Genomic DNA, 26,056 nt, shown 5'->3' on the forward strand with positions numbered 1-26,056 from the left:
GAGAATATAATCATTCTCACACAATGTGGCGATTGTGTTGCGCGGTGGATTGGCCAAGCGTCCGCCCGTTTTGCCAAAACGCAACCCAAAGGGAGAAACATCATGAAAGCAATGGTTTACTACGGCGAAGGCGACATCCGTTTTGAAGAACACGACAAACCGCGCATTATCGATCCGACCGATGCAGTGGTGCAGATTACCAAAACCACTATTTGCGGCACGGACTTGGGCATTTGGAAGGGCAAAAATCCCGAAATTTCCGCAGGCCGGATATTGGGGCACGAAGGCATCGGGATTGTGGAAGAAGTCGGCTCGGCGGTGAAAAACGTCAAAAAAGGCGACAAAGTCATCATTTCCTGTGTATCGAAATGCTGCACTTGCGACAACTGCAAACAGCAGCTCTATTCCCACTGCCGCAACGGCGGTTGGATTTTGGGCTATATGATTGACGGCACGCAGGCTGAATTCGTGCGCACGCCGTATGCGGACAACAGCCTGATTTTGCTGCCAGACAGTGTGAATGAAGAAGTGGCGCTGCTGCTGTCGGACGCGCTGCCGACCGCGCATGAAATCGGCGTGCAGTATGGCGATGTCCGCCCAGGCGACACGGTGTTTATTGCCGGTGCGGGTCCGGTGGGCATGTCGGCATTGCTCACGGCGCAGTTGTACAGCCCGAGCGTGCTGATTGTGTGCGATATGGATGAAAACCGCTTGAAACTGGCGAAGGAATTGGGCGCAACGCATACCGTGAATCCGGCTGCGGGTGATGTGCGCCAACAGGTATTGGCGATTGTGGGTCAGGATGGCGTGGATGTGGCGATTGAAGCGGTCGGCCTGCCGGTAACTTGGGATATGTGCCAAGAAGTGGTGAAAGCGGGCGGTAATGTGGCCGTGGTGGGTGTGCACGGTAAATCTGTTGATTTCAAACTGGAAAAATTGTGGATTAAAAACCTGAAAATCACCACCGGCCTGGTAAACGCCAATACCACCGAAATGCTGATGAAGGCGATTTCCACCAGCAGCGTGGACTACACCAAAATGCTGACGCACCATTTCAAATTCAGCGAATTGGTAGAGGCATATGATGTGTTCAAACATGCGGCGGAACACAATGCGATGAAAGTGGTCCTGACCATGGATTAACCGTCTGCAAGATGAAAGCAGCCTGCACTTTTGGGAAATTCCAATGTGCAGGCTGCTTTTTATAGTGGATTAAAATAAAGATGAGATAAGGCGGCAACACCCGCCGTGTACGGGAGTATATAAGGGCGTTGGCAACGCCGTATCATTGGAATTTTAATCCACTATAATGGCCGTATCCGCGGCAGGTTTCCGGTTGCCGAAAACCTAAAAGCAGCCTGCACACTGAAAAATGAAGTGCAGGCTGCTTTTTGAGTGCGTTTAATGCGTTTGGGTCAAATCCACGTCTTTGGTTTCGTGCGTGCTGAACAGCGCAATCAGCGTCAGCGCGCAGTTGACGGCCAAATACACGCCCACGCCGAAGATGCCGTAGTGGTCGTTCAGCCAAATGGCCACCATGGTGGCAACGGACGCGCCCACAATCGCCGAAAGGTTATACGCCAGCGATGCACCGGAATAGCGCACTTCGGTGGGGAAGAGTTCGGGCAGCAGGGCCGCCATCGGGCCGAAGGTCATGCCCATCAGCGCCATACCGATGAGCAGGAATGCCAACACGGAAGAAGGCGAGCCGTGCGTCAGGAACAGCGGCATGCACAGGCCGAACAGCAAAATGGCGGAGCTGACCAAAATCAGGAAGCGGCGGCGGCCCATTTTGTCGGCATAAACGCCGGATAAGCTGATGAAAATACCGAACACGACGGCGCCAATCAGCAAAAAGCCCGTGAAAGTGTTGGCCGGAATGCCCAAGCCTTTGGGATGGCCGAATTCGGACAGGCCGACCGGATGTTTGGAATAAATTTGCACGAAGGCAGTCATGATGTAGAACAGCACATAGGTGGCCGCCATGATGAACGTGCCTTGCAAAATCGGCTTCATGTGTTTCGCCATCACGTCTTTCACTGGCGCTTGGCTGGTTTTGCCTTTGGCTTCGGCTTCGCGGTACACATGGCTTTCGTGCAGCGTCATCCGCATCCACAAGCCCACCAGCACCAATACCAACGAAGCGATGAACGGAATGCGCCAGCCCCATTTCACCAGCTCTTCATGGCCGATGGACGAGCTGATCAGGAAGAACACGCCGTTGGCCATGAACAGGCCGATGGGCGCACCCAACTGGGGGAAGGTGCCGAACCAAGCGCGTTTGCCTTCCGGCGCGTTTTCCGTGGCGACCAATGCCGCGCCGCCCCATTCGCCGCCCAAGCCCAAACCTTGGCCGAAGCGGAACAGGCACAGCAGCAGCGGCGCGAGAATGCCGATTTGCTCGTAATTGGGCAGCAGGCCGATGGCGACGGTGGACAAACCCATGGTCAGCAATGAGGCCACCAAAGTTTTTTTGCGGCCGATTTTATCGCCGAAGTGGCCGAACAGCGCAGAGCCGATGGGGCGCGCCAAAAACGCCAGCGCCAGCGTGGACAGCGACAGGATGATGCCGGCGGTTTCGTCCGTTTTCGGGAAAAACTGGGTGTTGAAGACCAGCACGGCCGCCGCCGCATAAATGTAGTAATCGTAAAACTCAATGGCAGTACCCACCATGGACGCAATCGCCACTTTGTAGGGATTGTTGCGTAATTGTGTGTGAGACATAAAAATCCTTGTTGTTGTGAAGGCCAAAAAAACGAAAAGGCAAAATATACGCAAATTTACACAAAACGTCCAGAATTTATCATTCGTGACCGATGGAGCAGGGCGGCGGCGAGAAAAGCAGCCTGCACTCCGGAAACTTAAATGCAGGCTGCTTTCTCAATTCCACAAACTTTGCAGTCAGCCACATCTGCCGTTCAAAGGCTGCCTGAAACCTGACAAAGCAGCCTGCAACCCGTTCCCTTTCCCGTGAACGCGCACAAACCCGAACGGAAACCGCAAATTTAAAGGCAGGGCATGGCGTATCGCCGCCATACCCACTCTTTGGCGTTGCAGCCCGCCCCGAGATTGGCGCACATCCGAGAAGCCCCGCCGCTGGCTGCATAGCCCAAAAAGCAGCCTGCACTTCGTAAATTAAAGTGCAGGCTGCTTTTTGCGGCAGGTGGATTATTTCACCAGCGCGGAAACCTTAATTTCCACACGCCATTCCGGTTTGGCGAGCTTGGCTTCCACACAGGCGCGCGCGGGCGTGTTCTGCGTATCGACCCATGCGTCCCACGCGGCGTTCATGCCGGCATAGTCGTCCATATCGGCCAGAAAAATCGTGGCTTCCAGAATGTGTGCTTTGTCCGAACCGGCCTGTGCCAGCCATGTGTCGATTTGGCACAACACGTCTGCCGTCTGCACGGTAACGTTGTCCGAAGCCACTTCCGGCACCATGCCCGATAAGAATACGAAACCGTTAGCCACCACGGCTTCCGAAAGCCGTTCGCCGCTGCCCAAGCGTTGGATATTGCCCATAAAACCTCCTGTTTAAAATTAAATACAAAAAAGCAGCCTGCACATGGACAAAAGGCAAAGTGCAGGCTGCTTTTGCGGTTAAACGACCGCTTCTTCTTTTTCTTCCTTCTGCTTGAACGCATTGTCGCGGGTCAGACCGAACATCAGCAGCAGCGGGCTGGCCACCAGCACGGAAGAGTAAATGCCGAACACGATGCCGATGGTCAGCGCGGTGGCAAAGCCGTGCAGTGCCGCGCCGCCGAATACCAGCATGGAAATCACCATCGCTTCGGTCGAACCGTGCGTGATGATGGTACGCCCCATGGTGGCGGTAATCGCGTTGTCAATCACTTCGGGAACGGTTTTGCTGCGCATCGAACCTTTGCGCAGGTTTTCGCGGATACGGTCGAACACCACCACCGATTCGTTCACCGAATAACCCAGCACCGCCAGCACGCCCGCCAATACGGTAAGCGAGAACTCCCAGCGGAAGAAGGCGAAGCAGCCCAGAATAATCACGATATCGTGCAGGTTGGCAATGATGGCGGACACGGCAAAGCGCCATTCGAAGCGCATGGACAGATAGGCGATAATGCCCACGATGACCATGCCCAAAGCCTTCAAACCGTGGCTGACCAATTCATCGCCCACTGCCGGGCCGATAAATTCCACTTGGCGCAGGCTCACGTCCGGGCTTTGTTTTTTCAGTGTTTCCATCACTTGGTTGGACAGTTGTGCGGACGATACGTCGGGTTTGTTCGGCAGGCGGATCATGATGTGCTTGTTCGTGCCCAATGCCTGCACCTGCACTTCGCCCATTTTCAGAGTGTCCAGCTGGTGGCGCACCTGGTTCAGGTCCGCGCCTTGCTGTGAAGCATACTCCACTTCCATCAGCGTGCCGCCGGTAAATTCCACCGAAAGGTTCAAACCGCGCGTTAGCAGGAAGAACACCGCCAGAATAAACGTGGCCAGAGAAATGAAAGTGGTGAGCTTGCCATAGCTCATAAACGGAATATCGCGTTTGAATTTGAATAATTCCATAATGTTTACTCCTGCGTTGCTTTGCCGTCATCGGCATCGACCACGGCCATGTTTTGGCGCACGCCGATGGAAATGTGTTTGAGTTTGCGGCGCGAACCATACCACAGGTTCACCAGCGCGCGGGAAACGACCACCGACGAATAAATCGACGTCATAATGCCCAAGCAGTGCACAATCGCAAAGCCGCGCACCGGGCCGGAACCGAAAATCAGCAGGGCGATACCGGCAATCAGCGAAGTCAGGTTCGAGTCCAAAATCGTGTCCCACGCATGGTCGTAACCTTCCTTGATGGCAGCCTGCGGTTTTTTGCCTGCATGCAGTTCTTCGCGGATACGTTCGTTAATCAACACGTTGGAGTCGATGGCCATACCCAGCGTCAATGCCATGGCCGCAATGCCGGGCAGCGTGAGCGTGGCTTGCAGCGCCGACAAAATCGCAAAAAGGAACAGCAGGTTGGCAGAAAGCGCAATCGAAGAGAACACGCCGAACAGGCGGTAATACACCATCATGAACAGGGCAACGGCCGCGAAGCCCCACACGGTGGAGTGAATCCCTTTGCTGATGTTTTCCGCACCCAAAGACGGGCCGATGGTGCGTTCTTCCACAATTTCCATCGGTGCGGCCAGCGAACCGGCGCGCAGCAGCAAGGCCACGTCGTTGGCGGCGGCAACGCTTTCCATGCCGGTAATCTGCACGCGTCCGCCCAAAATTGGCTCGTTGATGCGCGGTGCGGTAATCACTTCGGATTTGCCTTGGTCAATCAATACCATGGCCATGATTTTGCCTTTGTTGGCAGAAGTCAGGTCACCGAAAATGCGGCTGCCTGCGTTGTCAAGCGTTAAATCAACGGCCGGCCGGTTGTCATTATGCGAAAAACCAGCCTGCGCCGAATTGATGTTGTCGCCCGTCAGTTCCACTTGTTTGCTGACCAGATAGCCGTTGCCTTCCGCATCGGTGAGTAATTCGTAGTCGGCGGGGATGTTGCCTTGTTTGGCCTGTTCCATCAATGCCGGATCGGTGCTGACCATGCGCACTTCCAAAGTGGCGGTGCGGCCGATGATGTCTTTGGCTTTTGCCGTGTCGGTCATGCCGGGCAGCTGCACCACAATGCGGTCTGCGCCTGCCTGTTGGATGACAGGTTCCGCCGTGCCCAATTCATTGACGCGGTTGTGCAGCGTGTTGATGTTCTGTTTCACGGCATCGCTGCGGATTTGCGCCAGCAGCGTTTCGGGCAGCGTGATGGTCAGCTGCGTGCCTTCGCTGGTCAGCTGTGCGCCTTCCATCATATTGTTCAGTTCGGGCAGGACTTTTTGAATGTCGGCCGCATCTTGGAAGGGGATAATCAAGCTGTTGCCGCTTTTGCGGATGGTGCCGGTGCGGATGCGTTGCTGGCGCAGGGTGCGGCGGGCATCGCCGGCATAGCGGTCAAGCGTTTTTTCCAGCGCGGCCTTCATGTCCACCTGCATGGTGAAGTGTACGCCACCGCGCAAGTCTAAGCCCAGAAACATGGGGCGTGCGCCGATTTTTTCCAGCCATTCCGGGCTGTTGGCGATTTGGTTTTGCGCCACGATGTAGCCTTCGCCCAATGCGTTGTCGATGGCGTCGCGGGCGGAGATTTTGTTGGCATCCGACACGCGCACTTTCAGGCTGCCGCCTGCGATAAACATGCCGTCGTGGGCAATGTTGGCTTTTTGCAGCGCATCGGCAACAGTTTTTTCGGTGGACTCGTCAATGTGGATGGATTGGCGGTTGGTGGAAATCTGGATGGCGGGGGTCACGCCGTATAAATTCGGCAGCGTGTAAATGACGGCAATCGCCACCGTCAGCAGGATAAGCAAATATTTCCAAAGGGGATAACGGTTCATGGTCAACCTTTTCGGCGGTATCTTTGAAAGCAGCCTGCACTTTGGTCGGGCGGCTGCATTGTGATGGCGGCAATACTGCCGATGCCCGAATCGCCCGTTAAGGCGAAACGGCTCGGCAGCATGATGGCGCGTTTATTCGCCGGCAGTGTTTTCGGCCGGAGTATCCGCTTTGGCGGCAATCGCGTTGCGTTCCACTTCCACGGTGAAGCCTTTGGCCAATTCCACGGTGAACACGGTTTCGCCGGTTTTCACCACGCGGCCGTACATGCCGGACATCAACAAAACGCGGTCGCCTTTTTTCAGCTCGCTAATCATGGCTTGGCGCTCTTTTTCGCGTTTTTGCTGCGGGCGGATCATGATGAAATACATCACGGCGAAAATGGCAATCCACGGCAGAAACGCCACGAAGCCGGAAGGTTGCTGGGGAGCGGCTCCGGCGGCGGCATTGGCAAGTTCAATCATACAAAATCCTTATGTGTTAAATGGAAAAGCAAGGGGCGATTTTAACAGAGTTGCGATTAAAAAGCAGCCTGCACTTTTCCCCGAACCGGTGTTCGCGGTAAAAGTGCAGGCTGCTTTCGATAGGGTGTCAGGAAGCGGCGGTTTATTTTTTCAGCGAATCGCGGATTTCGCGCAGCAGCAATACTTCTTCGCTGGGCTCGGCAGGCGCTTCCGCTTCGGGTGCAGGCTGCTTTTTCAGGCTGTTGATTAACTTCACCACCATGAAAATGGCGCTGGCGATAATCAGGAAGCTCACGATCGTGTTGATGAACGAGCCGATGTTCAGCGTGATGGCGCCGGCGGTTTTGGCGGCTTCCAGCGTGGCATAGCCGTCTGCCGGAGGCGTTGCGCCGTCTTTCAGCGTAATGAACAGGTTGGAGAAATCGATACCGCCCAAAATCAGGCCGATGGGCGGCATAATCACATCGTCCACCAGCGATTTCACAATGCCCGAAAACGCCGTGCCGATGACCATACCGACCGCCAAATCAATCACGTTGCCGCGCATGATAAATTCTTTAAATTCTTGTTTAATAGACATTTTAATTCCTTGTGTGTGTTGAAAAACAAAAGGGTTCGGTCGGACAAAGCCCGATGCCCTGTGCCCAAAGGGGCGGGATAATACCGAAAAACACCGTGTTTTACCAACAAGAAAAATAAATTTTACCGAAGGCGGCTTGGTGAAGGGCGGCAAGAACCTTATAATTACTATGCTTTTATGTTTAATGTAAATCTTTGAAAGGAATTGATAATGTCTGTACAAATTTTGCAACACGCCGCCGAAACCCGCCGTTCTGTGTACGCATTGAACAAAAACCTGCCCATTTCGCAAAAAGAAGTGGTGCAGATTGTGGAACATGCGCTGCTGCACACGCCGTCTTCGTTTCACTCGCAATCAACGCGCTTGGTGGTGCTGTTTGGTGCGGAACACGAAAAATTGTGGGACATCGCGTTGGACGAATTGCGTAAAATCGTGCCGGCGGAACGCTTCCAACCCACGGAAGACAAACTGAACATGTTCAAAGCGGCGGCGGCCAGCGTGCTGTTTTTCGAAGACCAGTCGGTGGTGAAAGGCTTGCAGGAGCAGTTTGCGGCTTATGCGGACAATTTCCCCGTGTGGGCCGAACATGCGGATGCGATGGTGCAGTATGCGGTTTGGACGACTTTGGCGGCGGCCGGCGTGGGGGCGAATCTGCAACACTACAACCCCGTGATTGATGCGCAAGTGGCGCAAACATGGAATATCCCTGCCGATTGGAAGCTGCGTGCGCAGATGGTGTTGGGCGGTATTGCAGCGCCTGCGGGCGAGAAAACGTTTGCCGACGTGCCTTCGCGTTTACGGGTTTATGGTGCATAAATCATTGTTTTTAAAATGATGATGAAAGTGCAGGCTGCTTTTGATTCCGTTCCAAAGCAGCCTGCACTTTTATTTTTGCTTGCGCTTATTCCACGCGGATAAACCGCCATTCGCCTGCCTGCAAATCCTGCGTGTCCCAAGGGCCGAATTGCAGGCGGTGCAGGTGTTCCACGCGGTTGCCTGCGGCGGCTACCATGCGTTTGACTTGGTGGTATTTGCCTTCGCGGATGGTTAGAATCAGCGTGTGCGCATCGTGCAGTTCGGCGGCTTGGGCGGACACGGTTTCGTTGTCGTCGTGCAGCAGCACGCCTGCTTGCAGTTGGGCGCAGAGTGATGGGTCGGCGGCGTGTTTCAGCGTGGCGCGGTAAATTTTGTCCACTTTGTGCTTGGGCGATGTCATGCGGTGGTTGAATTGTCCATCGTTGGTGATGAGCAGTACGCCCGTGGTGTCCGCGTCCAAACGTCCGACGGCTTGAATGTCGGCAGCGCGGACTTGGTCGGGCAGTAGCGAAAACACGCTGGGATAGTCGCGCGGTTTGTGCGAGGTTTCGTAACCAGCGGGTTTGTTCAGCAGGATGTAGAAATAGGGCAGCGGAATCACCACTGCGTCTTCGCCGTCAATCGTGAGGGTTTGCACGCTGTCGGGGGCGATGTCGGCTTTTTCGTCCGGCACGGTTGCGCCGTTGATTTGCACTAGGCCGTGTTTGACCAGCCATTGGCAGCCTTTGCGCGTGTCGATGCCTTGGGCTTGGAGATATTTGATGATGTTCATAGTGTTTATAATTCAATGTGTTAAAAGAGTGCAGGCTGCTTTTTGCCGGTTCGGAAAGCAGCCTGCACTTTTATGGCGGGAAAGATTCGGGCATCACAGCCAGCCGAACACGAAGAAAATCAGCGTGTGCAGGAGGAACAGCGGAATCAGGATGCCGAACGACCATGCCATATAGCCGAAAAAGCTGGGCATCGGCACTTTGCGCTGTTCGGCAATCGCTTTCACCATGAAGTTCGGCGCGTTGCCAATATAGCTCAATGCGCCCATGAACACGGAACCCATCGACACGGCCAAAAGCGTGTGGAACAAATCGCCGCGCATGAGTTCGTGCGGGTCGCCGCCGGCCATGTTGAAGAACACCAGATAAGTCGGCGCGTTGTCCAAAAAGGCGGAAAGCATGCCGCTCATCCAGAAATACATGGTGTTGATGGGCTGGCCGGCGCTATCGTGCACCAGCGAGATAATGCCGGCAAAAGCGCCTTTTTCGCCGGCTTGCAGCATGGCCAGCACGGGCGAAATGGTGATGAAGATGCCGGCGAACAGCTTGGCGACTTCGGCAATCGGGTCGAAGTTGAATTCATTGCCAGCGCGGACGGGTTTGGGCGTGATAACGAGGGAAACTACGGTTAAAACCAGCAGGATAGCGTCGCGCACCAGATTGGGCAGCGGATAATTCGTTCCCAAAATATTGAAGCCGGGGTGCTGCGGCTTCCACATGCCGGACAGCAGCACCGCGCCAATCACGCAGAGCAGTAAGACGAAATTCCATTTGCCGAACAGTTTGATGCCTTCTTCGCTGTCGGGCGACGGGTCGCGCGGCAGAAGTTCGCTTTCTTTAGCGAAATAGCGGCTGTCGATGATATAGAAAATGGTGAGCAGGACGACGGTGGAAATCAGCACGGGGGCGAGCATGTGCTGTACCGTCCACATGAAGTCCACGCCTTTCAGGAAACCCAAAAACAGCGGCGGGTCGCCCAGCGGTGTGAGGCCGCCGCCGATGTTGGCCACCAAAAAGATAAAGAAAATCACGACGTGTACGTTGTGTTTGCGGTTGTCGTTCGCTTTCAGCAGTGGGCGAATCATCAGCATGGCCGCGCCGGTGGTGCCCATGATGGGGGCGAGCAGGGTGCCGATGGCCAAAAGTGCGGTGTTGAGTTTGGGCGAGCCGTGCAGGTTGCCCCACACCAGAATGCCGCCGGAAATGGTGTACAAGGCCAGCAGCAGCAAAATAAACGGTATGTATTCGCCCACCATGGCATGCGCGATGAGGTGGACGCTTTCGCCAAAGCCGAAAACGAGCGTGAACGGAATCAGGAACAGCAGCGTCCAGCCAGCGGTGATTTTGCCGAAATGGTGGTGCCATGTGTGGGCAAAGAGCAGCGGGCCCGTGGCGATGGACAACAGAATCAGGGCGAAAGGAAGACCCCAAACCAGGCTTAATTCGGCAGCGTTAAAGCCGGATGCGTTGGCGGTGAGCGGTAGTGCGAGGAGCGGGAACAGGGCAAGTTTGATTTTGTGGTGCATTCATTGTCCTTTGGTGAAACAGTGAAGCGGCAGGGGCAAAAAGCAGCCTGCACGCAATAAAGAATTCTGCCGCGCGGCAGAAGTGTAAAGAAATTTTAAGGTTTTTTCGGGGTTTATGCAAATTTATCTGGGCGGCGCACCGTGTGCAGGCTGCTTTTTCGCGCGTCTTGCCGCGCACCACGCTTGGGTGGCCGCCCGTGGCGGAAGCCGTAGTGGGAATCGGAAGGGGGCGGTTGATGAAATGCGTCGGGCAAATCAAGCCGCGTCGGAATCATGCGCGGAAACCGATGCCGAGAATATGCCGCAAAAAGCAGCCTGCACGTTTATAGTGAATTAAAATCGCAATGATACGGCGTTGGTTCGCCTTGACGTACTATTTGTACGCCTTGCGGCTCGCCGCCTTGTCTCATTTTTATTTTAATCCACTATATTTTCAGCGTGCAGGCTGCTTTTTTCGTTCGGTTATGCGTTGCGGAAGTGCTTCCAAACTGGTTCGCAGGTGGGTGGCAGTTCGGGGCAGATGCCCACCATCGCGCCGCTGTATCCGCCTTCTTGGTGGAAATCGCTGCCGAGGCTGGCGAGCAAGCCGTAACGTTGCGCCAGTAATGCGTAATTCAGGCGGTCGCCCAAGCTGCAGTTGCTGCTGTGCACTTCGATGCCGTGCCCGCCCAGTTGCTTAAATTCTTCAAACAGTTGCCGCCGTGCGGTGGCGGACATGTCGTAGCGCATGGGATGGGCAATCACGGCCAGCCCTCCTGCCGCGCGGACGGCGGCCACCGCATCGGCCAGTTCCGCCCATTGGTGGCGCACGGCGGCGCATTTGCCTTCGCCCAGAAATTGGGTAAACGCAGCCTGCTTGTTGCGCACCAAGCCTTGTTGCACCAGCCATTGCGCCATGTGGGTGCGCGACACCATTTCGGGATTCGCCGCCAGCGATAATGCACCGGCCGCCGCGCCTTCAATGCCGCGTTTGGCCAGCTTCGCGCCAATTTTTTCCATACGTTCGATGCGCCCCTGCCGCAACTGCGCCAGCAAAGACTGCAGGCTGCTTTCGTGTTCGTCGAAATCCAAACCGACCATGTGGATGGTGCGCCCGCGCCAGGTAACGGAGATTTCCACGCCGTTAATAAAGCGGATATTGTGCTGTTGTGCTGCCGAGCGTGCGGCGGCCAAACCGCCCGTGTGGTCGTGGTCGGTGAGCGCGAGCATGGTACAACCGTTTTTCGCGGCCAGCGCCACCACTTCTTCGGGCGGCAGCGCACCGTCTGAGATATGGGAATGGCAATGCAGGTCAATCATGGTGCGTCCTTTTGCGCTTCGTCGGCCAACAGCCGCGCCAAATATTCCGCGCGCCGCCAGTCTTCTTCGGTGTCGATGTCCTGCACGCGGTGCTGCGGCAGGGGAATGCCGATGCTGCGGCTGTTGAAAATGGGTTTTTGCTGCAACCAGGCATCCGCACTGCCCCAGTAAAACTGCCCGGCATCGTGCCACGCTTCCTCCAAATCCTGCGAGCGCACGGCAAAATTTTCCGGCGCAAACATGGAAACGCCGCGTTCGGCATTCATGCGCAGGGCGCGCTGTATCGGGAACGGGAAACGGGTCACGGAAAAAGCAAAATCTGCGTTTTGTTCCGATAATTGCCGCAAGCCTTCCTGCAAATCTTCCGCACGGACGAACGGCGCGGTGGCATACAGGCAGCAGGCGTTTTCCCCGTGCCAGCCGTGTTGCCGCATATGGCCGACGGCATGGGCAATCACGGCACCGGTGGTGGCAAAGTCGTCCGCCAGCTCGGCAGGGCGCACAAACGGCACATCTGCGCCGTATTGCCGGGCGATTTGTGCGATTTCGTCATCATCGGTGGACACGATAATCTGTTCAAAGCAGCCTGCACTTCGGGCGGCCAGAATGCTGTGGGCAATCATGGGTTTGCCGTTGAACGGATGGATGTTTTTACGCGGAATGCGTTTGCTGCCGCCGCGTGCGGGGATGATACACAGGGTCATAAAGGCTTCGGTGGTGGGCAAAAAAAGAGACGGTGATTGTAGCATACAGAAAGCAGCCTGCACCTTTGGGAAGTGCAGGCTGCTTTTTGGAGCAAGGTTGCGAAAAGGGGATTATTGGCAGTTAATCCCTTGCATTTGTGGCGGATTGCCGCTGGTGGGGATTTTGCAGCTTGTACCGTTGCTGCCGGTGACCACCACCACCAATTTGCCGCCGTTGCGGCTGGCGCTGATGGACAAAGGTTCTTTCGCACCCATGCCGACGGAAGCGCCGGCGATGTTGCTGATAAATTCGCTGTCGGAAATGCCGGAAGTGTTGCTGGCAATTTTGGGTTCGCGTTCGCCCGCGTGTGCAACAGACAAGCTCAAGGCCATGCTCATGACAACCAGCGTATGCATTATTTTCATTGTGTACTCCTTATCGAGGTTTGCATGAGCGGCTACTGTAACCCGATTCCAACCGCTTGTGGGAAACTTTACACGGATTTAACCAATAATTGCCGTAATGCGGAACTTCTGGCAATCCAGTGGGTTTGCTGTGCGGCGGGTAGGTCGCAGGCCATCAGCAGTACATGTGCGGGGCGTTTGTTGTGCAGGCTGGGGCGGATTTTGGCCGCAGTGAACGGCAGGCGGTTTCGTTCCGCAAATGCTTGGGCGCGGCTGTTGGCCAGTTGCAGCATGGGGGCCAGCGAAGTGTGCAAATGCACAAAACGGACGTTCAGCAACAGGATGCGTGCGGCAAACCAATCGGCTTCATCGGCAAAAACATCCGGTGTCGGCGTGTTCCAGTCGTGGCGGGAAGCGGCAATCAGCATGGCGGTGCTGCGGATTTCGGGCAACAAGGCTTCGCTGACCACATCGGCATGACCGGAAGACATATCGGCCGTACGCAGTAAATCGGGGCGGTGGGCGTTGCCGTCGGTAATCAGGCAAAGTTGGCGCAGCTCGGTTTGTTCGGCGGGGGAAATATTAGCGTGGATTATTTGTGCGAACATGGTGCTCTCCTTTATTTTAATGGAGTGGCGGCATGGACTCACAATCAAAAAAACCGCCACGGAAGCGGGCGGTCTGAAATTCGATATAGTGTGATTACGCTGCACACGACAAATCAGTACCGCACCGAGGTGGGCACCAATAACACACTTGAGCGAGTCGTGTAGCGTTCATAATAACGTTTCCAGTTAAGAATGTTCGGCATTGTGCAGGAAAGTAAAGTTTGTGTCAAGCAGGCAGCCTGCATTTTTACATATTTGTGTGTGAAGTAAATTTATTCTTGCAAATGTTTGAATGGACATTTTTTGTGTTGCGTGATTGTGTTTGTATTTTCCCTTTGTTTTGATTGATGGTGGGTGCATTGGAAATCGTGCCGTCAGAGACGGGATTGTTCAATAAAAGTGCAGGCTGCTTTTCATCGTTTGGTTGAGATGAAAAAGCAGCCTGCACGTTCGTTACCGTGGTTACGCTTCTTTGTTTTCCGCCGCTTTTTGGCGCAGGCGCAAGCTCAATTCGCGCAGCTGTTTGTCATCCACCGCATTCGGCGCGTTGGTCAGCAGGCATTGCGCGCGTTGTGTTTTCGGGAAGGCAATCACGTCGCGGATGGATTCGGCGCCGGTCATCAGCGTAACCAGCCGGTCGAGGCCGAATGCCAAACCTCCGTGCGGCGGTGCGCCGAATTTCAGGTTGTCCAGCAGGAAGCCGAATTTTTCCTGTTGCTCTTCAGGCGTGATTTTCAGCGCGGCGAACACTTTTTCTTGGATGTCGGCGCGGTGGATACGGATGGAGCCGCCGCCGATTTCCCAGCCGTTGAGCACCATGTCGTAGGCGCGGGCTAGGCAGTTTTCTGGGTCGGATTCCATCAGGTCTTCGTGGCCGGGTTTGGGCGAGGTGAACGGGTGGTGCATAGCGGCCCAGCGGTCGTTTTCCTCGTCGTATTCGAACATGGGGAAATCCACCACCCACAGCGGTTTCCACTCGTCCACGAAATAGCCGTTGTCTGCGCCGTGTTCTTTGCCGATTTTAATCCGCAATGCGCCGATGGCTTCGTTCACCACTTTGGCTTTGTCTGCGCCGAAGAAGATGATGTCGCCGTTTTGCGCGCCGGTGCGCTTGATGATTTCGTGCAGGCTGCTTTCGGACAAGAATTTAACGATGGGCGACTGCAAACCGCTGTTTTCGCCGTTGCTTAAATTGGTTACATCGTTCACTTTGATGTAGGCCAAGCCTTTCGCGCCGTAGATGCCGACAAATTGGGTGTATTCGTCGATTTCCTTGCGGCTGAGTTTCGCGCCGTTCGGCACGCGCAGAGCCACCACGCGGCCGCCCTTCATGTCGGCGGCGCCACGGAACACTTTGAATTCTTCCGTTTTCATCAAATCGGTCAGCTCGGTGAATTTCAGGCTGATGCGCATATCAGGTTTATCTGAGCCGTAGTAGAACATGGCTTCGGAATAGGGCATGCGCGGGAAGTCGCCCAGTTCCACGCCCAGCGCGTCTTTGAACACTTGTTTCGCCATGCCTTCGGTGATGTCCATGATTTCATCCTCGTTCAGGAACGAGGTTTCCAAGTCGATTTGGGTGAATTCAGGCTGCCTATCGGCGCGCAGGTCTTCGTCGCGGAAGCATTTGGTAATTTGGTAGTAGCGGTCGAAACCGGCCACCATCAGCAGTTGTTTGAACAACTGCGGCGATTGCGGCAGCGCGAAAAATTCGCCCGGATGCACGCGGCTGGGCACGAGGTAGTCGCGCGCGCCTTCGGGGGTGGAGCGGGTCAGCATCGGGGTTTCGATGTCGATGAAGCCTTGTGCGTCCAAATAGCGGCGCACGCCCATGGCTACCTGATAACGCAGGCGCAGGTTGCGCTGCATCACGGGGCGGCGCAGGTCGATGACGCGGTTTTGCAGGCGCACGGTTTCGCTGATGTTTTCATCGTCAATCATGAACGGCGGCGTGGCGGCGGGGTTCAGGATTTCGATTTCTTTGGCCAAAATCTCGATTTTGCCGGACACCATTTTGTCGTTGGTGGTGCCTTCGGGGCGGTTGCGCACACGGCCGGTGATGCTCAAAACATATTCGTTGCGGGCGGAATCGGCCAGAGCAAACGCTTCGGGCGTGTCAGGGTCAATCACGACTTGGACGATGCCTTCGCGGTCGCGCAGGTCGATAAAAATCACGCCGCCGTGGTCGCGCCGGCGGTGCACCCAGCCTTTGACGGTTACGGTTTGATCTAAGTATTGCTCGCTGATTAGGCCGCAGTAGTTGGTACGCATGTTGTTTCTTTCTTTTTTAAAGTTAAAGGGTTATGTATAAAATCTGGTGCAGGCTGCCTGAGGCACCATTGGGTATGGCCGAAGCAGCTTATCGGATGGTGAAGGTGGTGATGCTCGGGCGGTGTTCTCCCCAGCCCGTCCAAAATTCTTTGAGTTTCACGGTTCTGCCGTTGATGCTGACCACTTGGTAAACAAAATTCCGCGGCGGCATTTTTTCATCGCTGCGTTCGGTTTCGGTCAGTAGGAGATTGTCGTTGTCCAGCCATTGCACGCGCCAGCGGCTTTTGTAATCGCCTGCCGTGCCGGCGCAATCTCCTTCGTTGCGCCAGTCGGCAAATCTGCCTGATGGGTCGAATGTCCAGCCTGCGCAGGCTGCATTTTCCAAAATTAAGCGCTTGCCTTTTAATTGCGGTGTGAAATTTTCAGCCGAAGCGTGAGTGCAACACAATGCTAGCGCGAGTGATAGGAATAGTTTTTTCATGGTGTTTCGTCCTTTTCAAAGTCTGGTGCAGGCTGCCTGAAAATCCAAGCGGCGAATGCGGTTATTGCGACCACGCTTTGCGCCATTCTGACTTCAGAAAATTTAATTCTGCTTCCGTGGGCTTACCGTAAATGTAGGTTTGATCCGGATTGTCTGCAGAAAAGGAGTCATCATTTTTATAAACAACATGATAAGCAACGATGCGCTGCCTGTCGGTCAGGATATACATTCGGTTGCCCGGGCAGTTATGCTGCTGGCACATATTGGTGTAGTAATAGGTCTTGCCGCCGATGTTCACGCGCTCCAGCGGCGGCATGGGGCCGGCCATTTGGCGCACCCAGTTGTGCATGGGGGCTTGGGGTGCATGTTTGCCGATTTGTTCGCGCCAAAGTTTTCTGAATGCAGGCTGCTGCTTGTGCCAGTCGAACAGGAACACTTCTTCGCCTTTCGCGTTGGTGACGGGCGCAGCGAAGGCGGTGGCGGAGGCGGATAGGGCGAGTGCGAGAAGTAGGGCGGGGAGGGTTTTCATGGTGTTCTGTTTTATGGCTGTTGGATTTTGTTTCGGACTACCTGAGTTTAATGATTTTCCCAATACCATAAGGCAATCACGATAATGACTAATGCCAACATGACCATCCAAGAGTTGATACCGCAAGGGCTGGGGTCGCGGGAAAATGTTGTTTGGGTGCAAATGCTTTCCAACATGGGGAAACCTTTAGGGCTGCCTGCGGATAGGGATGGAAACGAAAGCAGCCTGCACATCAACTTTGTTTGCGCCGCTCGGTAACGCTTTTGCCGCCGATGCCCCAGTTGTCCATGTCCACTTCGTCAATCACGACCACGGTGGTTTCGGGATTTTTGTTCAGTACGCGCGCCAGCAAATCGGTTACGCCGGCGATAAGTTCGGCTTTTTGTTCCGCGCTTGGGGCTTCGCGGCCGCCAGTCACTTTAATGTTTACATAAGGCATAGGGTTTCCTGTTCGTGGTTAGGGTGCAGGCTGCTTTTACACCTGCGCGTCGTCGGGCATGACCATGCCGAGCGAAATCACGTATTTCAATGCTTCGTCCACGCTCATGTCCAGCACGCGGATATCGCTTTGGCGCACCATGATGTAATAGCCGCCGGTGGGGTTGGGCGTGGTCGGCACATAGACGGCGATATATTCGCCGCCGTCCGGCAGGGCTTCGCGCAGGGCTTGCGGCACGTCGCCCGATACAAAGGCGACCGTCCAAATATCGGACTGCGGGAAGGGCACGAGCACGGGGGTTTTGAAGGAGCGCCCGTTGTCGGAAAACAGGCTTTCGGAAATTTTTTTCGCGCCGGAATAGATGGATTTGACCACGGGGATGCGCCCGAGCAGGCTGTCCCATCCTTCCAGGAATTTTCTGCCCAATACGTTGGCCGTCAGCACGCCGGTGATGAACAGAATCACGATGGCGATGACGAAACCCTGCCCCGGAATTTGCAGCCCCAGTTGGTTTTCCAGCCGCCATTGTTCGGGAATCAGGTTGATGAGTTTGTCGGTCGCGCCGATGATATAGGTAATGACCCAGATGGTGACGACGATGGGTAACCAAACCAGCAAGCCTGTAATCAGATATTTTTTTAATAAATTACCCATAATGGTGTTGTGTGATGAGCGGTTTGTTTGCGTGGCGCGACATTATACGCGGTTTGCGTTAAAAGTGCAGGCTGCTTTCGGCATATCTTTTCCTGCAATGCGGGGAACTCGGGATTGTGTCGCAAAACGGCAAAAAAAACTGGGGCTGGCAGGGTGCAGGCTGCTTTTACAAGCCGTCCCAGCCGTTGAACATGATGCCCACGCCGATACCCGTTTGCTTGCGGTTGTAGTCGATCAGGCTTTCGCCGTAGCCGTGGAAGCCTTGGACATAGGCTTTCAGGCGGCCGCGTATCGGGAAGGTGTAGCCGACTTTGACGGCGCCGCGTCCGGTGAACGGGTTATAGCGGAGGGTGGAGGTGAGCGTGTGTTTTTCGTTGAACTGATACGCCAGGCGCACATCGCCGTAGCCCATATAGTCGGAAATGTCCGGGTTGTCGTTGTCTTTGCCTTTCGGGTCGACGCGCAGCCACAGGCGCGGCATCACTGAAAGTTTGCCCCATTCCATACCGGCCATCAGGTAAAGGCGGTTCCACGAGCGCGACAGCGGCCGCGATTGGCCGTTGGACTGGTGGATATAGCCCGCGCCCAGCATCCGCAGTTTGCCGTCGCCCGGCAGCCATGCCTTCACGGGCTGCGTCAGGAAAATTTCGGGGGCGTAGTCAGTATTGCGGAAGGGGGCGGAATTCGAGCCTTGGTTATACACCTGCCAGTTGGATTGTTGCGTATAGCCCACCCACAAATCGGCGCGCGTGCGGAACAAGTCCTCCATCACTTTGGTTTTTAAGGAAATTTGTAGTTTGGCTTCGGTGCGCAGCTGGTTTTGCTGGATGTCGTTTATCGCATAGCCGCGCGACGGGGTATATGGCGTGTAGTTCGGGCTGCTGCGGTACCAAACGGGCAGGATGTACATTTCTTCGTGCTCGCGCAGGCTCAAAATGCCGCTTTCGTGGTTTTTCTCCAAATCAAACAGCTGTGCCAGCGGCGTGTAGGCATCGGTCGGCGCGGACAATGCTTCCGGCTGCGGCTCGTGGGCGAACACCACTGCAGGCTGCTTTTCGGCAACGGTGGCTTCATAACTCTTCACCAAATCCACGCTTTTGGGCGGTTCGGCCGGAGTTTCGATGGCGCGTTGCGGCGGCAGCTGGGCGGCGTAAACGCGGTCGAAGCAGGCGAGCCGTGCGGCATTGTCGGTCAGCGTGGTGCAGGTCAGGCCGGCATCGTTGGCTTGGCTGGCAGCGGGGAGTGCCAGCGTTGTGGCGGCGAACAGAGTGGTCAGTAATGATGCGGACGGTGTCTTCATGGCGGAAAAATCAGGGCACGGCGGCCGAATAAAATGGGCTGATTTTAATCTATTTCGGCATGGGTTGAATAGGGGTTCGGTGTGCGGCGAATGTAAAATCGCCATGTGGCTGGCATATTCCAAAAATGATTAAAATTTCAGTTGATTGAATGTGTGCAGGCTGCTTTTGCCGCAATAAAAAGCAGCCTGCACCCGACTGATGATAAAATGGCGGCTTTATTTTCAAGCAAAACGGAGCGGAAAATGCAGAAAGTGATTGCGATTGACGGCCCGTCCGCATCGGGCAAAGGCACGGTGGCGGCGCGGGTGGCGGCGGAACTGGGCTGGGCGTATCTGGATTCGGGCGCGCTGTACCGGCTGACAGCATTGTTTGCACAAAGGCAACATATTGATTGGAATGACGAAACTGCGGTGGCGCAATGTGCAGGCTGCCTGCCCGTGGTGTTTGACGGCGGGCGCGTTTTGCTGGACGGTGAAGATGTGGCGCAGGCCATCCGCACCGAAGCCGTGGGCATGGGCGCGTCTGCCATTGCCGCGCTGCCCAAGGTGCGCGCCGCCCTGCTGCAACGCCAACGCGATTTCCTCACGGAACAAGGCCTGGTGGCAGACGGCCGCGATATGGGTTCGGTCGTGTTTCCGCAGGCAGCCTGCAAAATCTTTTTGACTGCCAGCGCGCAAATCCGTGCCGAGCGCCGCGCCAAGCAAATCGGTATCGCCTGCGAAGGCGTGGCGTTCGAGCGCATCCTGTCCGACATCATGGCGCGCGACGAAGCCGACCGCCGCCGCAGCGTCGCCCCGTTGCAGCAGCTGCCCGACGCACATTTGCTGGACACGTCCCACCGCACGATTGACGAAGCCGTTCGGCAGGTTTTGGACTGGTATCGGGAAGATTGCGCCGTTTTGTGCAAATAAAACTGTGCAAATTTTTGAAACTGCATTATAATCCGCCACTTTGTGTCCAGTGCCGCATAGCAAAAAGCAGCCTGCACACGAAAGATTTTTTTGTAACACCACGCGCCGATATGCCAGGGATAGCGGCGCATCAACCAACCCTTACCCCGCATCCCTTGGCGGTGCAATGAAAGCAAACCCAAACATGGAAAATTTTGCCCAATTATTGGAAGAGTACTCTGCAACCCAGGAAATGAACCACGGCGAAGTGATTACTGCCGAAGTGGTGGACATTACCGATAAATTCGTTATCGTCAACGCAGGTTTGAAATCAGAGTCTCTGATTGATATTGCAGAATTCAAAAACGCGCACGGCGACTTGGAAGTGAAAGTCGGCGATTTCGTAACCGTTACCATTGAATCTGTGGAAAACGGCTTCGGCGAAACCAAACTGTCGCGCGAAAAAGCCAAACGTGCCGCAGACTGGATCACACTTGAAGAAGCCATGGAAGACGGCGTTATCCTGTCCGGCGTGATCAACGGCAAAGTCAAAGGCGGCCTGACCGTTATGATCAACAGCATCCGCGCGTTTCTGCCGGGTTCTTTGGTGGATGTCCGCCCAATCAAAGACACTTCGCACTTCGAAGGCAAAGAAGTCGAGTTCAAAGTGATCAAACTCGACCGCAAACGCAACAATGTCGTGGTATCCCGCCGCGCCGTGCTGGAAGCCACATTGGGCGAAGAACGTAAAGCCCTGATGGAAAACCTGCAAGAAGGCACATTGGTGAAAGGTATCGTGAAAAACATCACCGATTACGGTGCGTTTGTGGATTTGGGCGGTATCGACGGCCTGCTGCACATCACCGACTTGGCTTGGCGCCGTGTGAAACACCCAAGCGAAGTATTGGAAGTGGGTCAAGAAGTGGAAGCCAAAGTATTGCGTTTCGACCAAGACAAACAACGCGTGTCTCTGGGCTTGAAACAGCTGGGCGAAGACCCATGGGACGGTTTGGCCCGCCGCTATCCGCAAGGCCACCGCTTGTTCGGTAAAGTATCCAACCTGACTGATTACGGCGCATTTGTCGAAATCGAACAAGGCATCGAAGGTTTGGTACACGTTTCCGAAATGGATTGGACCAACAAAAACGTACACCCAAGCAAAGTCGTTCAACTGGGCGACGAAGTGGAAGTGATGATTTTGGACATCGACGAAGACAAACGCCGCATCAGCTTGGGCATGAAACAATGCCAGCCTAACCCATGGCAAGATTTTGAAGCCAACTTCAAAAAAGGCGACAAAATCAAAGGCGCGGTTAAATCCATTACCGATTTCGGCGTGTTTGTCGGCCTGCCCGGCAATATCGACGGCTTGGTGCACCTGTCTGACCTGTCTTGGACCGAAAGCGGCGAAGAAGCTGTCCGCAAATACAAAAAAGGCGAAGAAGTGGAAGCCGTTGTATTGGCCATCGACGTGGAAAAAGAGCGCATCTCTTTGGGCATCAAACAACTGGAAGGCGATCCGTTCAACAACTACCTGTCTGTAAATGACAAAGGCGCGTTGGTGAAAGGTTCTGTGAAATCCGTTGAAGCCAAAGGTGCCGTGATTGCATTGGGCGACGAAGTGGAAGGTTACCTGCCTGCTTCCGAATTTGATAGCGAGCGCGTTGAAGATTTGACCACCAAACTGAAAGAAGGCGACGAAGTTGAAGCCATCATCACGAACGTGGACCGCAAAAACCGCAGCATCAAATTGTCTGTTAAAGCCAAAGATGCGAAAGCGAACGATGAAGCCCTGAAAGCCGCACAATCTGCCGCTCCTGCCAACGCAGGCACAACCAGCTTGGGCGACTTGCTGAAAGCATCTTTGAACAAAAACTAAGGTATTGCTATGACCAAATCGGAACTCATGGCCCGCTTGGCCGAGGTGTTTGCCGAAAAACACAGCGATAGCGCATTGCAGGCCAAAGATGTCGAATACAGCGTGAAAGTTTTGGTAGATACCATGACGCGCGCTTTGGCAAAAGGCCAGCGCATTGAAATCCGCGGTTTTGGCAGTTTTGATTTGAACGAGCGTCCCGCACGCACGGGCCGTAACCCCAAAACGGGCGAGCGCGTTCAAGTTCCTGCTAAAAAAGTACCGCATTTCAAGCCCGGCAAAGAGCTGCGCGAACGTGTTGATAACGTTTAAACAGCCAATGCTTTAATAGGAAGAACCGCACTTTTCGATGAAGGGAAGTGCGGTTTTGTTTTGGCATCGGCATTCAGAAAAGCAGCCTGCATGTTGATATTCATGTGCAGGCTGCTTTTTAATGCTTTTAAATAGTGGTTACATTTCGGCTACGACAAAAGCCTGTATATATTCCGTTTCATCGCTCAGGCTCAAATGAAGGCGGCAGATGTGCCGTTGTTCCAGCCATGCCTGCAATTCGGGGGCGCAGGCAAATTCCGGCCGCCCCAAATCGTTATGCATGATGCTGATATGGCGCAGGCTCACCGGTTCGCGGATACCGGTGCCCAAGGCTTTGGATAATGCTTCTTTGGCGGCAAAACGTTTGGCGATGAAGCGCACTTCGTCCAAGCAGCCTGCACATTGTTCCAGTTCTTGCGGGCTTAAAATGCGTCGTGCCAACGCGCTGCCGTATTTTTGGTGCAGCAGGGCAATCCGCGCAACCGCCACAATATCCGTGCCGATGCCGTAAATCATGCGGCTAATCCGTTGCGCGCCCGATACATCACTTCTTTCATTTGCGCGATGGCTTTCGGCAGCCCCAAGAACACCGCCTGCGCGATGAGCGAATGCCCAATGTTCAGCTCCGCAATTTCGGGAATTTGGGCGATGGGCGCAACGTTGTGAATGGTCAGGCCGTGCCCAGCGTTTACGGTCATGCCCAGTTGCGCGGCAAATTGCGCCGCTTCGCGGATACGCTGCAATTCATTCCGGCACTGTTCCGGCGTTGCGGCATCGGCATACGCACCGGTGTGCAGTTCCACCACGCGCGCGCCCATATCGAATGCCTTTTGAATCTGCGGTTTATCCGGCGCAATAAAAATGGAGACGCGAATCGAGGCAGCCTGCAATTCGTAAATATAATGGCGCACCTTGCCCGCCTGCCCAATCACATCCAAGCCGCCTTCAGTCGTGACTTCGGCGCGCTTTTCCGGCACGATGCACACATCTTCCGGACGGATACGCAGCGCGTGCGCCAGCATTTCCTCCGTCATCGCCATTTCCAGGTTCATGCGCGTGCGGATGGCCTGTTTAATCAGCGCCACATCGTCATCCTTGATATGGCGGCGGTCTTCGCGCAAATGAAGGGTAATCAAATCCGCGCCGTACGTTTCCGCAATCAAAGCGGCTTCCAGCGGGCTGGGGTAGGAAACGCCACGCGCATTGCGCAAAGTGGCAACATGGTCGATATTAACGCCGAGCAGCATAAGGTTCGCCTTGTAATGAAATAATGAATGTTCGAACGGCGGATTATAGCGAATTCGCGCGGCTTTCACTATGGCAACGGAAAAATGGGGATAACTGGCATGGAATTGATTTGTATCAATACGCATTCGAGAGATTACTTTATAATCCAGCCATCGAATAAGCAGCCTGCACGGTTTCTCCATGTAGTTGTTTGTTTAGATTTTCCTCTTGATGTGTGTGTGTTTTGGTGTGGATTGGATTCCACACCATTTTTTTGCGCCCGAAGAATAAAGTGCAGGCTGCTTTTGCCAACTATCGGGGGCTTGCGAGGCACGGATATGCTTTGTCGGGCAATTTATGTGTGTATAGAATGCAACGCACCATCTTTGAAAGCAGCCTGCACTTTTAATCCGTATGGAAAAGTGCAGGCTGCTTTTTTCAAAAGAAAATATGGCAGAATCGTTCATAAAACAGCAGGAAAGATAGTATGGAATCGGCATCGATCTGGTGGAAAATACTAGGATAACAGTATGATTTATGATATAATTCCCAAAATTTAAACCTTATATAAACCACCGCTGCCAAAGAAACGCCATGACCACGATTTTACTTGCCGCATTTACCTATCTCGCATTTGCAGTTGCCGCTGTGTTGCTGTCCCAAAAATTAGGTTTGGGTTCCGTCTTGGGTTATTTGATGGCGGGCATCATGATTGGCCCGATGCTGGGATTGGTAGGCAAGGAAACCGAGTCGATTCAGCATATTGCCGAATTCGGCGTGGTGATGATGTTGTTTTTGGTCGGTTTGGAACTCGCGCCGAAAATGCTGTGGCAGCTGCGCCATAAACTTTTGGGGCTGGGCGGGTTGCAGGTCGGCCTGTCTTTGGCAGCCGTGGCGGGTATTGCTTATGCGCTGGGCTATTCGTGGCAGGTTGGCGTCGCCGTTGGCTGTATTCTGGCCTTGTCGTCCACCGCCATCGTGCTGCAAACATTCAACGAAAAACAATTATTGTCCACGCAGGGCGGCCAGGCAGGTTTTGCCGTATTGCTGTTTCAAGACGTTGCCGCCATTCCCATGCTGGCCTTGCTGCCTTTGCTGGCCACGTCGCCCCATGCCAAAAATGCAGCCGCTGCCGGTCATGCCGGTATCGATTTGCTTGAGCATCAGCCCGGTTGGGTGGTGGCGCTGGTCAGCGTTGCCGCCATTGCCGTGATTATCGTGGCGGTGCGCTATATTGTGCCCTTGGTGTTCCGCTTCATCAGCAAGCACCATGTGCATGAAATGTTTATGGTGTTTACGCTGGCATTGGTGGTCGGCATTGCCACGCTCATGTCGCTGGTGGGCTTGTCGCCTGCCTTGGGCGCGTTCATTGCCGGCGTCGCATTGGCCAACAGCAATTACCGTCACGAAATGGAAAGCCATTTGGAGCCGTTCAAGGGTTTGTTTTTGGGACTGTTTTTTATCACAGTGGGCGCAGGCATGAATTTCACCCTGCTGAAGAACCAGTTTTTCCCCATCATCGGTATGACGCTGGGCTTGCTGTTGGTAAAAGGCGTGATTCTGTGGTGCTTGGGCAAACTGTTCCGCCTGCCGCCGTTGGCTGCAAAACTGTTCGGCTTGAGCTTGGCACAGGCGGGCGAATTCGGTTTCGTGCTGCTGTCCATCGCGAAACAAAACCACGTTTTGCCGAAGGCGGTAAATGACCGTATCAGCCTGGTGGTGGCGTTGTCGATGGTGCTGACGCCGCTGCTGTTTATCCTGTATGACAAGGTGTTTGTGCCGCGTTCCATTGTGGCGGAAAACGAAGAGCGCGAGCAAGACCAGATTCATGAAGAAAATCCTGTTATTGTGTTGGGACACGGGCGCTTCGGCCAGCACATCAACAGCATGCTGACATCTTGCGGCTATCACACCACGGTAATTGACAACCACGCCGAAATGGTGGAAGGCTTGGCCAAAATCGGCATTAAAACGTATTACGGCGATGCTTCGCGTCCCGAATTGCTGGGCAGCATCGGTTTGGGGCGTGCAAAACTGTTGGTGGTTACGCTGGGTGATAAAAAGAAAAGCACGGAAATTGTGGAATATGTGCGCCGCCATTATCCCAAGCTGCCGATTATGGCGCGTGCGTATGACCGTATGCATGCTTATGATTTGCATCATGCGGGCGCGAATTATGTCATCCGCGAGATAGTGGATTCGGCCATGCGCGGCGGACGGATTGCGCTGGAAAAAATGGGTTTGTCGCCCGAACAGGCGCGCGAATTGAGCAAGTTTTATGCGGCGCGCGACCGCTATCTGTCCGACCGCGTGGCGGATGTGTACGACCCGAATATCCCGCTGTTTGCCAATGAAAAAATGATTGAAGTATTCAAAGAAACGGATACGGAAACCAAAAATATGCTGCAAGCGTTGCTGCGCGGCGAAAAAGTGGAATGGGAAGAAGAGCATGAGAACGAACTGACTCGCATGAAGCAGGGGATTTCGTAAATATCACGGGGTGCAGGCTGCTTTTCGAAG

The 26,056-nt window shown here is 54.5% G+C and carries 28 protein-coding genes; 6 read left to right on the plus strand and 22 right to left on the minus strand.

The window, feature by feature from the left end; all coding sequences use genetic code 11:
* Positions 1-102: 102 nt before the first annotated feature.
* Positions 103-1,143 carry a zinc-dependent alcohol dehydrogenase family protein gene (locus HMPREF9098_RS10690; RefSeq protein ID WP_003784715.1) on the plus strand — a complete coding sequence of 347 codons (1,041 nt, stop codon included), beginning with the start codon at positions 103-105 and terminating at the stop codon, positions 1,141-1,143.
* A 258-nt stretch (positions 1,144-1,401) separates the two neighbouring features.
* Here the strand turns inward: HMPREF9098_RS10690 and HMPREF9098_RS10695 are convergent, their stop codons facing one another.
* From HMPREF9098_RS10695 to mscL, 6 genes are all read right to left on the minus strand, one after another.
* Positions 1,402-2,724, minus strand: coding sequence for an MFS transporter (locus tag HMPREF9098_RS10695; RefSeq protein ID WP_003784716.1), 1,323 nt, complete (start codon positions 2,722-2,724; stop codon positions 1,402-1,404).
* Positions 2,725-3,168: 444 nt separating this feature from the next.
* Positions 3,169-3,522: a RidA family protein gene (locus HMPREF9098_RS10700; RefSeq protein WP_003784722.1), complete on the minus strand. Its 354-nt coding sequence runs from the start codon at positions 3,520-3,522 to the stop codon at positions 3,169-3,171.
* Positions 3,523-3,600: 78 nt separating this feature from the next.
* Positions 3,601-4,542, minus strand: coding sequence for a protein translocase subunit SecF (secF, locus tag HMPREF9098_RS10705; protein ID WP_003784725.1), 942 nt, complete (start codon positions 4,540-4,542; stop codon positions 3,601-3,603).
* Positions 4,543-4,547: 5 nt separating this feature from the next.
* Entirely contained in the window at positions 4,548-6,407 is a 1,860-nt protein-coding gene (gene secD, locus HMPREF9098_RS10710) for a protein translocase subunit SecD (RefSeq protein ID WP_003784727.1), read from the minus strand.
* A gap of 132 nt (positions 6,408-6,539) precedes the next feature.
* Complete coding sequence (yajC, locus tag HMPREF9098_RS10715; RefSeq protein ID WP_003784731.1) at positions 6,540-6,869, minus strand: preprotein translocase subunit YajC; 330 nt, start codon at positions 6,867-6,869, stop codon at positions 6,540-6,542.
* 142 nt (positions 6,870-7,011) lie between these two features.
* Positions 7,012-7,449: a large conductance mechanosensitive channel protein MscL gene (gene mscL / locus HMPREF9098_RS10720; protein WP_003784733.1), complete on the minus strand. Its 438-nt coding sequence runs from the start codon at positions 7,447-7,449 to the stop codon at positions 7,012-7,014.
* 210 nt (positions 7,450-7,659) lie between these two features.
* Here mscL and HMPREF9098_RS10725 point away from each other — a divergent pair, with 210 nt between their 5' ends.
* Positions 7,660-8,265 carry a nitroreductase family protein gene (locus tag HMPREF9098_RS10725; protein ID WP_003784735.1) on the plus strand — a complete coding sequence of 202 codons (606 nt, stop codon included), beginning with the start codon at positions 7,660-7,662 and terminating at the stop codon, positions 8,263-8,265.
* 85 nt (positions 8,266-8,350) lie between these two features.
* Here HMPREF9098_RS10725 and HMPREF9098_RS10730 read toward each other — a convergent pair whose 3' ends face one another.
* The 14 genes from HMPREF9098_RS10730 to HMPREF9098_RS10785 form a co-directional block, all read right to left on the minus strand.
* Positions 8,351-9,037, minus strand: a complete 687-nt coding sequence (locus tag HMPREF9098_RS10730; protein WP_003784738.1) for a 16S rRNA pseudouridine(516) synthase — start codon at positions 9,035-9,037, stop codon at positions 8,351-8,353.
* A 93-nt stretch (positions 9,038-9,130) separates the two neighbouring features.
* Positions 9,131-10,561, minus strand: coding sequence for a sodium:proton antiporter (locus HMPREF9098_RS10735; RefSeq protein ID WP_003784740.1), 1,431 nt, complete (start codon positions 10,559-10,561; stop codon positions 9,131-9,133).
* 462 nt (positions 10,562-11,023) lie between these two features.
* The gene (locus HMPREF9098_RS10740) at positions 11,024-11,860 is read right to left on the minus strand and encodes a PHP domain-containing protein (protein WP_003784744.1); all 837 of its coding nucleotides are present in this window, start codon (positions 11,858-11,860) and stop codon (positions 11,024-11,026) included.
* Complete coding sequence (gene pseF / locus HMPREF9098_RS10745; RefSeq protein WP_040564487.1) at positions 11,857-12,564, minus strand: pseudaminic acid cytidylyltransferase; 708 nt, start codon at positions 12,562-12,564, stop codon at positions 11,857-11,859. The genes HMPREF9098_RS10740 and pseF overlap by 4 nt, the downstream gene beginning before the upstream one ends.
* Before the next feature lie 111 nt (positions 12,565-12,675).
* A complete protein-coding gene (locus HMPREF9098_RS10750) occupies positions 12,676-12,969 on the minus strand; it encodes a hypothetical protein (protein ID WP_040564489.1) in 294 nt (97 codons plus the stop codon).
* A 68-nt stretch (positions 12,970-13,037) separates the two neighbouring features.
* The gene (locus HMPREF9098_RS10755) at positions 13,038-13,556 is read right to left on the minus strand and encodes a hypothetical protein (protein ID WP_003784749.1); all 519 of its coding nucleotides are present in this window, start codon (positions 13,554-13,556) and stop codon (positions 13,038-13,040) included.
* Positions 13,557-13,803: 247 nt separating this feature from the next.
* Complete coding sequence (locus HMPREF9098_RS11890) at positions 13,804-14,004, minus strand: hypothetical protein (protein WP_003784752.1); 201 nt, start codon at positions 14,002-14,004, stop codon at positions 13,804-13,806.
* Between the two features lie 14 nt (positions 14,005-14,018).
* Positions 14,019-15,827 (minus strand): aspartate--tRNA ligase, encoded by a 1,809-nt coding sequence (aspS, locus tag HMPREF9098_RS10760; RefSeq protein ID WP_003784754.1) that lies wholly within the window; start codon positions 15,825-15,827, stop codon positions 14,019-14,021.
* A gap of 88 nt (positions 15,828-15,915) precedes the next feature.
* Complete coding sequence (locus tag HMPREF9098_RS11250; RefSeq protein ID WP_003784758.1) at positions 15,916-16,308, minus strand: hypothetical protein; 393 nt, start codon at positions 16,306-16,308, stop codon at positions 15,916-15,918.
* 61 nt (positions 16,309-16,369) lie between these two features.
* Positions 16,370-16,837, minus strand: a complete 468-nt coding sequence (locus HMPREF9098_RS10770; protein WP_003784759.1) for an Ivy family c-type lysozyme inhibitor — start codon at positions 16,835-16,837, stop codon at positions 16,370-16,372.
* Positions 16,838-16,884: 47 nt separating this feature from the next.
* Positions 16,885-17,013, minus strand: a complete 129-nt coding sequence (locus tag HMPREF9098_RS12370) for a hypothetical protein (RefSeq protein WP_257004636.1) — start codon at positions 17,011-17,013, stop codon at positions 16,885-16,887.
* 56 nt (positions 17,014-17,069) lie between these two features.
* Positions 17,070-17,276, minus strand: a complete 207-nt coding sequence (locus HMPREF9098_RS10775; RefSeq protein ID WP_003784761.1) for a tautomerase family protein — start codon at positions 17,274-17,276, stop codon at positions 17,070-17,072.
* A 36-nt stretch (positions 17,277-17,312) separates the two neighbouring features.
* Positions 17,313-17,930, minus strand: a complete 618-nt coding sequence (locus HMPREF9098_RS10780) for a DUF502 domain-containing protein (protein WP_003784762.1) — start codon at positions 17,928-17,930, stop codon at positions 17,313-17,315.
* Positions 17,931-18,096: 166 nt separating this feature from the next.
* Positions 18,097-19,230, minus strand: coding sequence for a phospholipase A (locus tag HMPREF9098_RS10785; protein ID WP_040564491.1), 1,134 nt, complete (start codon positions 19,228-19,230; stop codon positions 18,097-18,099).
* A gap of 243 nt (positions 19,231-19,473) precedes the next feature.
* Here HMPREF9098_RS10785 and cmk point away from each other — a divergent pair, with 243 nt between their 5' ends.
* From cmk to HMPREF9098_RS10800, 3 genes are all read left to right on the plus strand, one after another.
* A complete protein-coding gene (gene cmk, locus HMPREF9098_RS10790) occupies positions 19,474-20,142 on the plus strand; it encodes a (d)CMP kinase (protein ID WP_040564493.1) in 669 nt (222 codons plus the stop codon).
* A gap of 184 nt (positions 20,143-20,326) precedes the next feature.
* Positions 20,327-22,000 (plus strand): 30S ribosomal protein S1, encoded by a 1,674-nt coding sequence (gene rpsA, locus HMPREF9098_RS10795; RefSeq protein ID WP_040564495.1) that lies wholly within the window; start codon positions 20,327-20,329, stop codon positions 21,998-22,000.
* A gap of 9 nt (positions 22,001-22,009) precedes the next feature.
* The gene (locus HMPREF9098_RS10800; protein ID WP_003784771.1) at positions 22,010-22,309 is read left to right on the plus strand and encodes an integration host factor subunit beta; all 300 of its coding nucleotides are present in this window, start codon (positions 22,010-22,012) and stop codon (positions 22,307-22,309) included.
* A gap of 138 nt (positions 22,310-22,447) precedes the next feature.
* On the opposite strand, the gene acpS is transcribed toward HMPREF9098_RS10800, so the two are convergent.
* Complete coding sequence (gene acpS / locus HMPREF9098_RS10805; protein ID WP_003784772.1) at positions 22,448-22,825, minus strand: holo-ACP synthase; 378 nt, start codon at positions 22,823-22,825, stop codon at positions 22,448-22,450.
* Positions 22,822-23,556: a pyridoxine 5'-phosphate synthase gene (pdxJ, locus tag HMPREF9098_RS10810; protein WP_040564497.1), complete on the minus strand. Its 735-nt coding sequence runs from the start codon at positions 23,554-23,556 to the stop codon at positions 22,822-22,824. The genes acpS and pdxJ overlap by 4 nt, the downstream gene beginning before the upstream one ends.
* Positions 23,557-24,130: 574 nt before the next feature.
* Between pdxJ and HMPREF9098_RS10815 the strand changes: the two genes are divergently transcribed.
* Positions 24,131-26,026 carry a monovalent cation:proton antiporter-2 (CPA2) family protein gene (locus HMPREF9098_RS10815; protein ID WP_003784780.1) on the plus strand — a complete coding sequence of 632 codons (1,896 nt, stop codon included), beginning with the start codon at positions 24,131-24,133 and terminating at the stop codon, positions 26,024-26,026.
* The last annotated feature ends 30 nt before the right edge of the window (positions 26,027-26,056 follow it).

Source organism: Kingella denitrificans ATCC 33394 (assembly GCF_000190695.1).
Lineage (GTDB): Bacteria > Pseudomonadota > Gammaproteobacteria > Burkholderiales > Neisseriaceae > Kingella_A > Kingella_A denitrificans.

Bases quoted from the DNA above. Each gene is read 5' to 3' on its own strand.
- HMPREF9098_RS10690 (WP_003784715.1), top strand. From the start codon at position 103: ATGAAAGCAATGGTTTACTACGGCGAAGGCGACATCCGTTTTGAAGAA.
- HMPREF9098_RS10695 (WP_003784716.1), bottom strand. From the start codon at position 2,724: ATGTCTCACACACAATTACGCAACAATCCCTACAAAGTGGCGATTGCG.
- HMPREF9098_RS10700 (WP_003784722.1), bottom strand. From the start codon at position 3,522: ATGGGCAATATCCAACGCTTGGGCAGCGGCGAACGGCTTTCGGAAGCC.
- secF (WP_003784725.1), bottom strand. From the start codon at position 4,542: ATGGAATTATTCAAATTCAAACGCGATATTCCGTTTATGAGCTATGGC.
- secD (WP_003784727.1), bottom strand. From the start codon at position 6,407: ATGAACCGTTATCCCCTTTGGAAATATTTGCTTATCCTGCTGACGGTG.
- yajC (WP_003784731.1), bottom strand. From the start codon at position 6,869: ATGATTGAACTTGCCAATGCCGCCGCCGGAGCCGCTCCCCAGCAACCT.
- mscL (WP_003784733.1), bottom strand. From the start codon at position 7,449: ATGTCTATTAAACAAGAATTTAAAGAATTTATCATGCGCGGCAACGTG.
- HMPREF9098_RS10725 (WP_003784735.1), top strand. From the start codon at position 7,660: ATGTCTGTACAAATTTTGCAACACGCCGCCGAAACCCGCCGTTCTGTG.
- HMPREF9098_RS10730 (WP_003784738.1), bottom strand. From the start codon at position 9,037: ATGAACATCATCAAATATCTCCAAGCCCAAGGCATCGACACGCGCAAA.
- HMPREF9098_RS10735 (WP_003784740.1), bottom strand. From the start codon at position 10,561: ATGCACCACAAAATCAAACTTGCCCTGTTCCCGCTCCTCGCACTACCG.
- HMPREF9098_RS10740 (WP_003784744.1), bottom strand. From the start codon at position 11,860: ATGATTGACCTGCATTGCCATTCCCATATCTCAGACGGTGCGCTGCCG.
- pseF (WP_040564487.1), bottom strand. From the start codon at position 12,564: ATGACCCTGTGTATCATCCCCGCACGCGGCGGCAGCAAACGCATTCCG.
- HMPREF9098_RS10750 (WP_040564489.1), bottom strand. From the start codon at position 12,969: ATGAAAATAATGCATACGCTGGTTGTCATGAGCATGGCCTTGAGCTTG.
- HMPREF9098_RS10755 (WP_003784749.1), bottom strand. From the start codon at position 13,556: ATGTTCGCACAAATAATCCACGCTAATATTTCCCCCGCCGAACAAACC.
- aspS (WP_003784754.1), bottom strand. From the start codon at position 15,827: ATGCGTACCAACTACTGCGGCCTAATCAGCGAGCAATACTTAGATCAA.
- HMPREF9098_RS11250 (WP_003784758.1), bottom strand. From the start codon at position 16,308: ATGAAAAAACTATTCCTATCACTCGCGCTAGCATTGTGTTGCACTCAC.
- HMPREF9098_RS10770 (WP_003784759.1), bottom strand. From the start codon at position 16,837: ATGAAAACCCTCCCCGCCCTACTTCTCGCACTCGCCCTATCCGCCTCC.
- HMPREF9098_RS12370 (WP_257004636.1), bottom strand. From the start codon at position 17,013: ATGTTGGAAAGCATTTGCACCCAAACAACATTTTCCCGCGACCCCAGC.
- HMPREF9098_RS10775 (WP_003784761.1), bottom strand. From the start codon at position 17,276: ATGCCTTATGTAAACATTAAAGTGACTGGCGGCCGCGAAGCCCCAAGC.
- HMPREF9098_RS10780 (WP_003784762.1), bottom strand. From the start codon at position 17,930: ATGGGTAATTTATTAAAAAAATATCTGATTACAGGCTTGCTGGTTTGG.
- HMPREF9098_RS10785 (WP_040564491.1), bottom strand. From the start codon at position 19,230: ATGAAGACACCGTCCGCATCATTACTGACCACTCTGTTCGCCGCCACA.
- cmk (WP_040564493.1), top strand. From the start codon at position 19,474: ATGCAGAAAGTGATTGCGATTGACGGCCCGTCCGCATCGGGCAAAGGC.
- rpsA (WP_040564495.1), top strand. From the start codon at position 20,327: ATGGAAAATTTTGCCCAATTATTGGAAGAGTACTCTGCAACCCAGGAA.
- HMPREF9098_RS10800 (WP_003784771.1), top strand. From the start codon at position 22,010: ATGACCAAATCGGAACTCATGGCCCGCTTGGCCGAGGTGTTTGCCGAA.
- acpS (WP_003784772.1), bottom strand. From the start codon at position 22,825: ATGATTTACGGCATCGGCACGGATATTGTGGCGGTTGCGCGGATTGCC.
- pdxJ (WP_040564497.1), bottom strand. From the start codon at position 23,556: ATGCTGCTCGGCGTTAATATCGACCATGTTGCCACTTTGCGCAATGCG.
- HMPREF9098_RS10815 (WP_003784780.1), top strand. From the start codon at position 24,131: ATGACCACGATTTTACTTGCCGCATTTACCTATCTCGCATTTGCAGTT.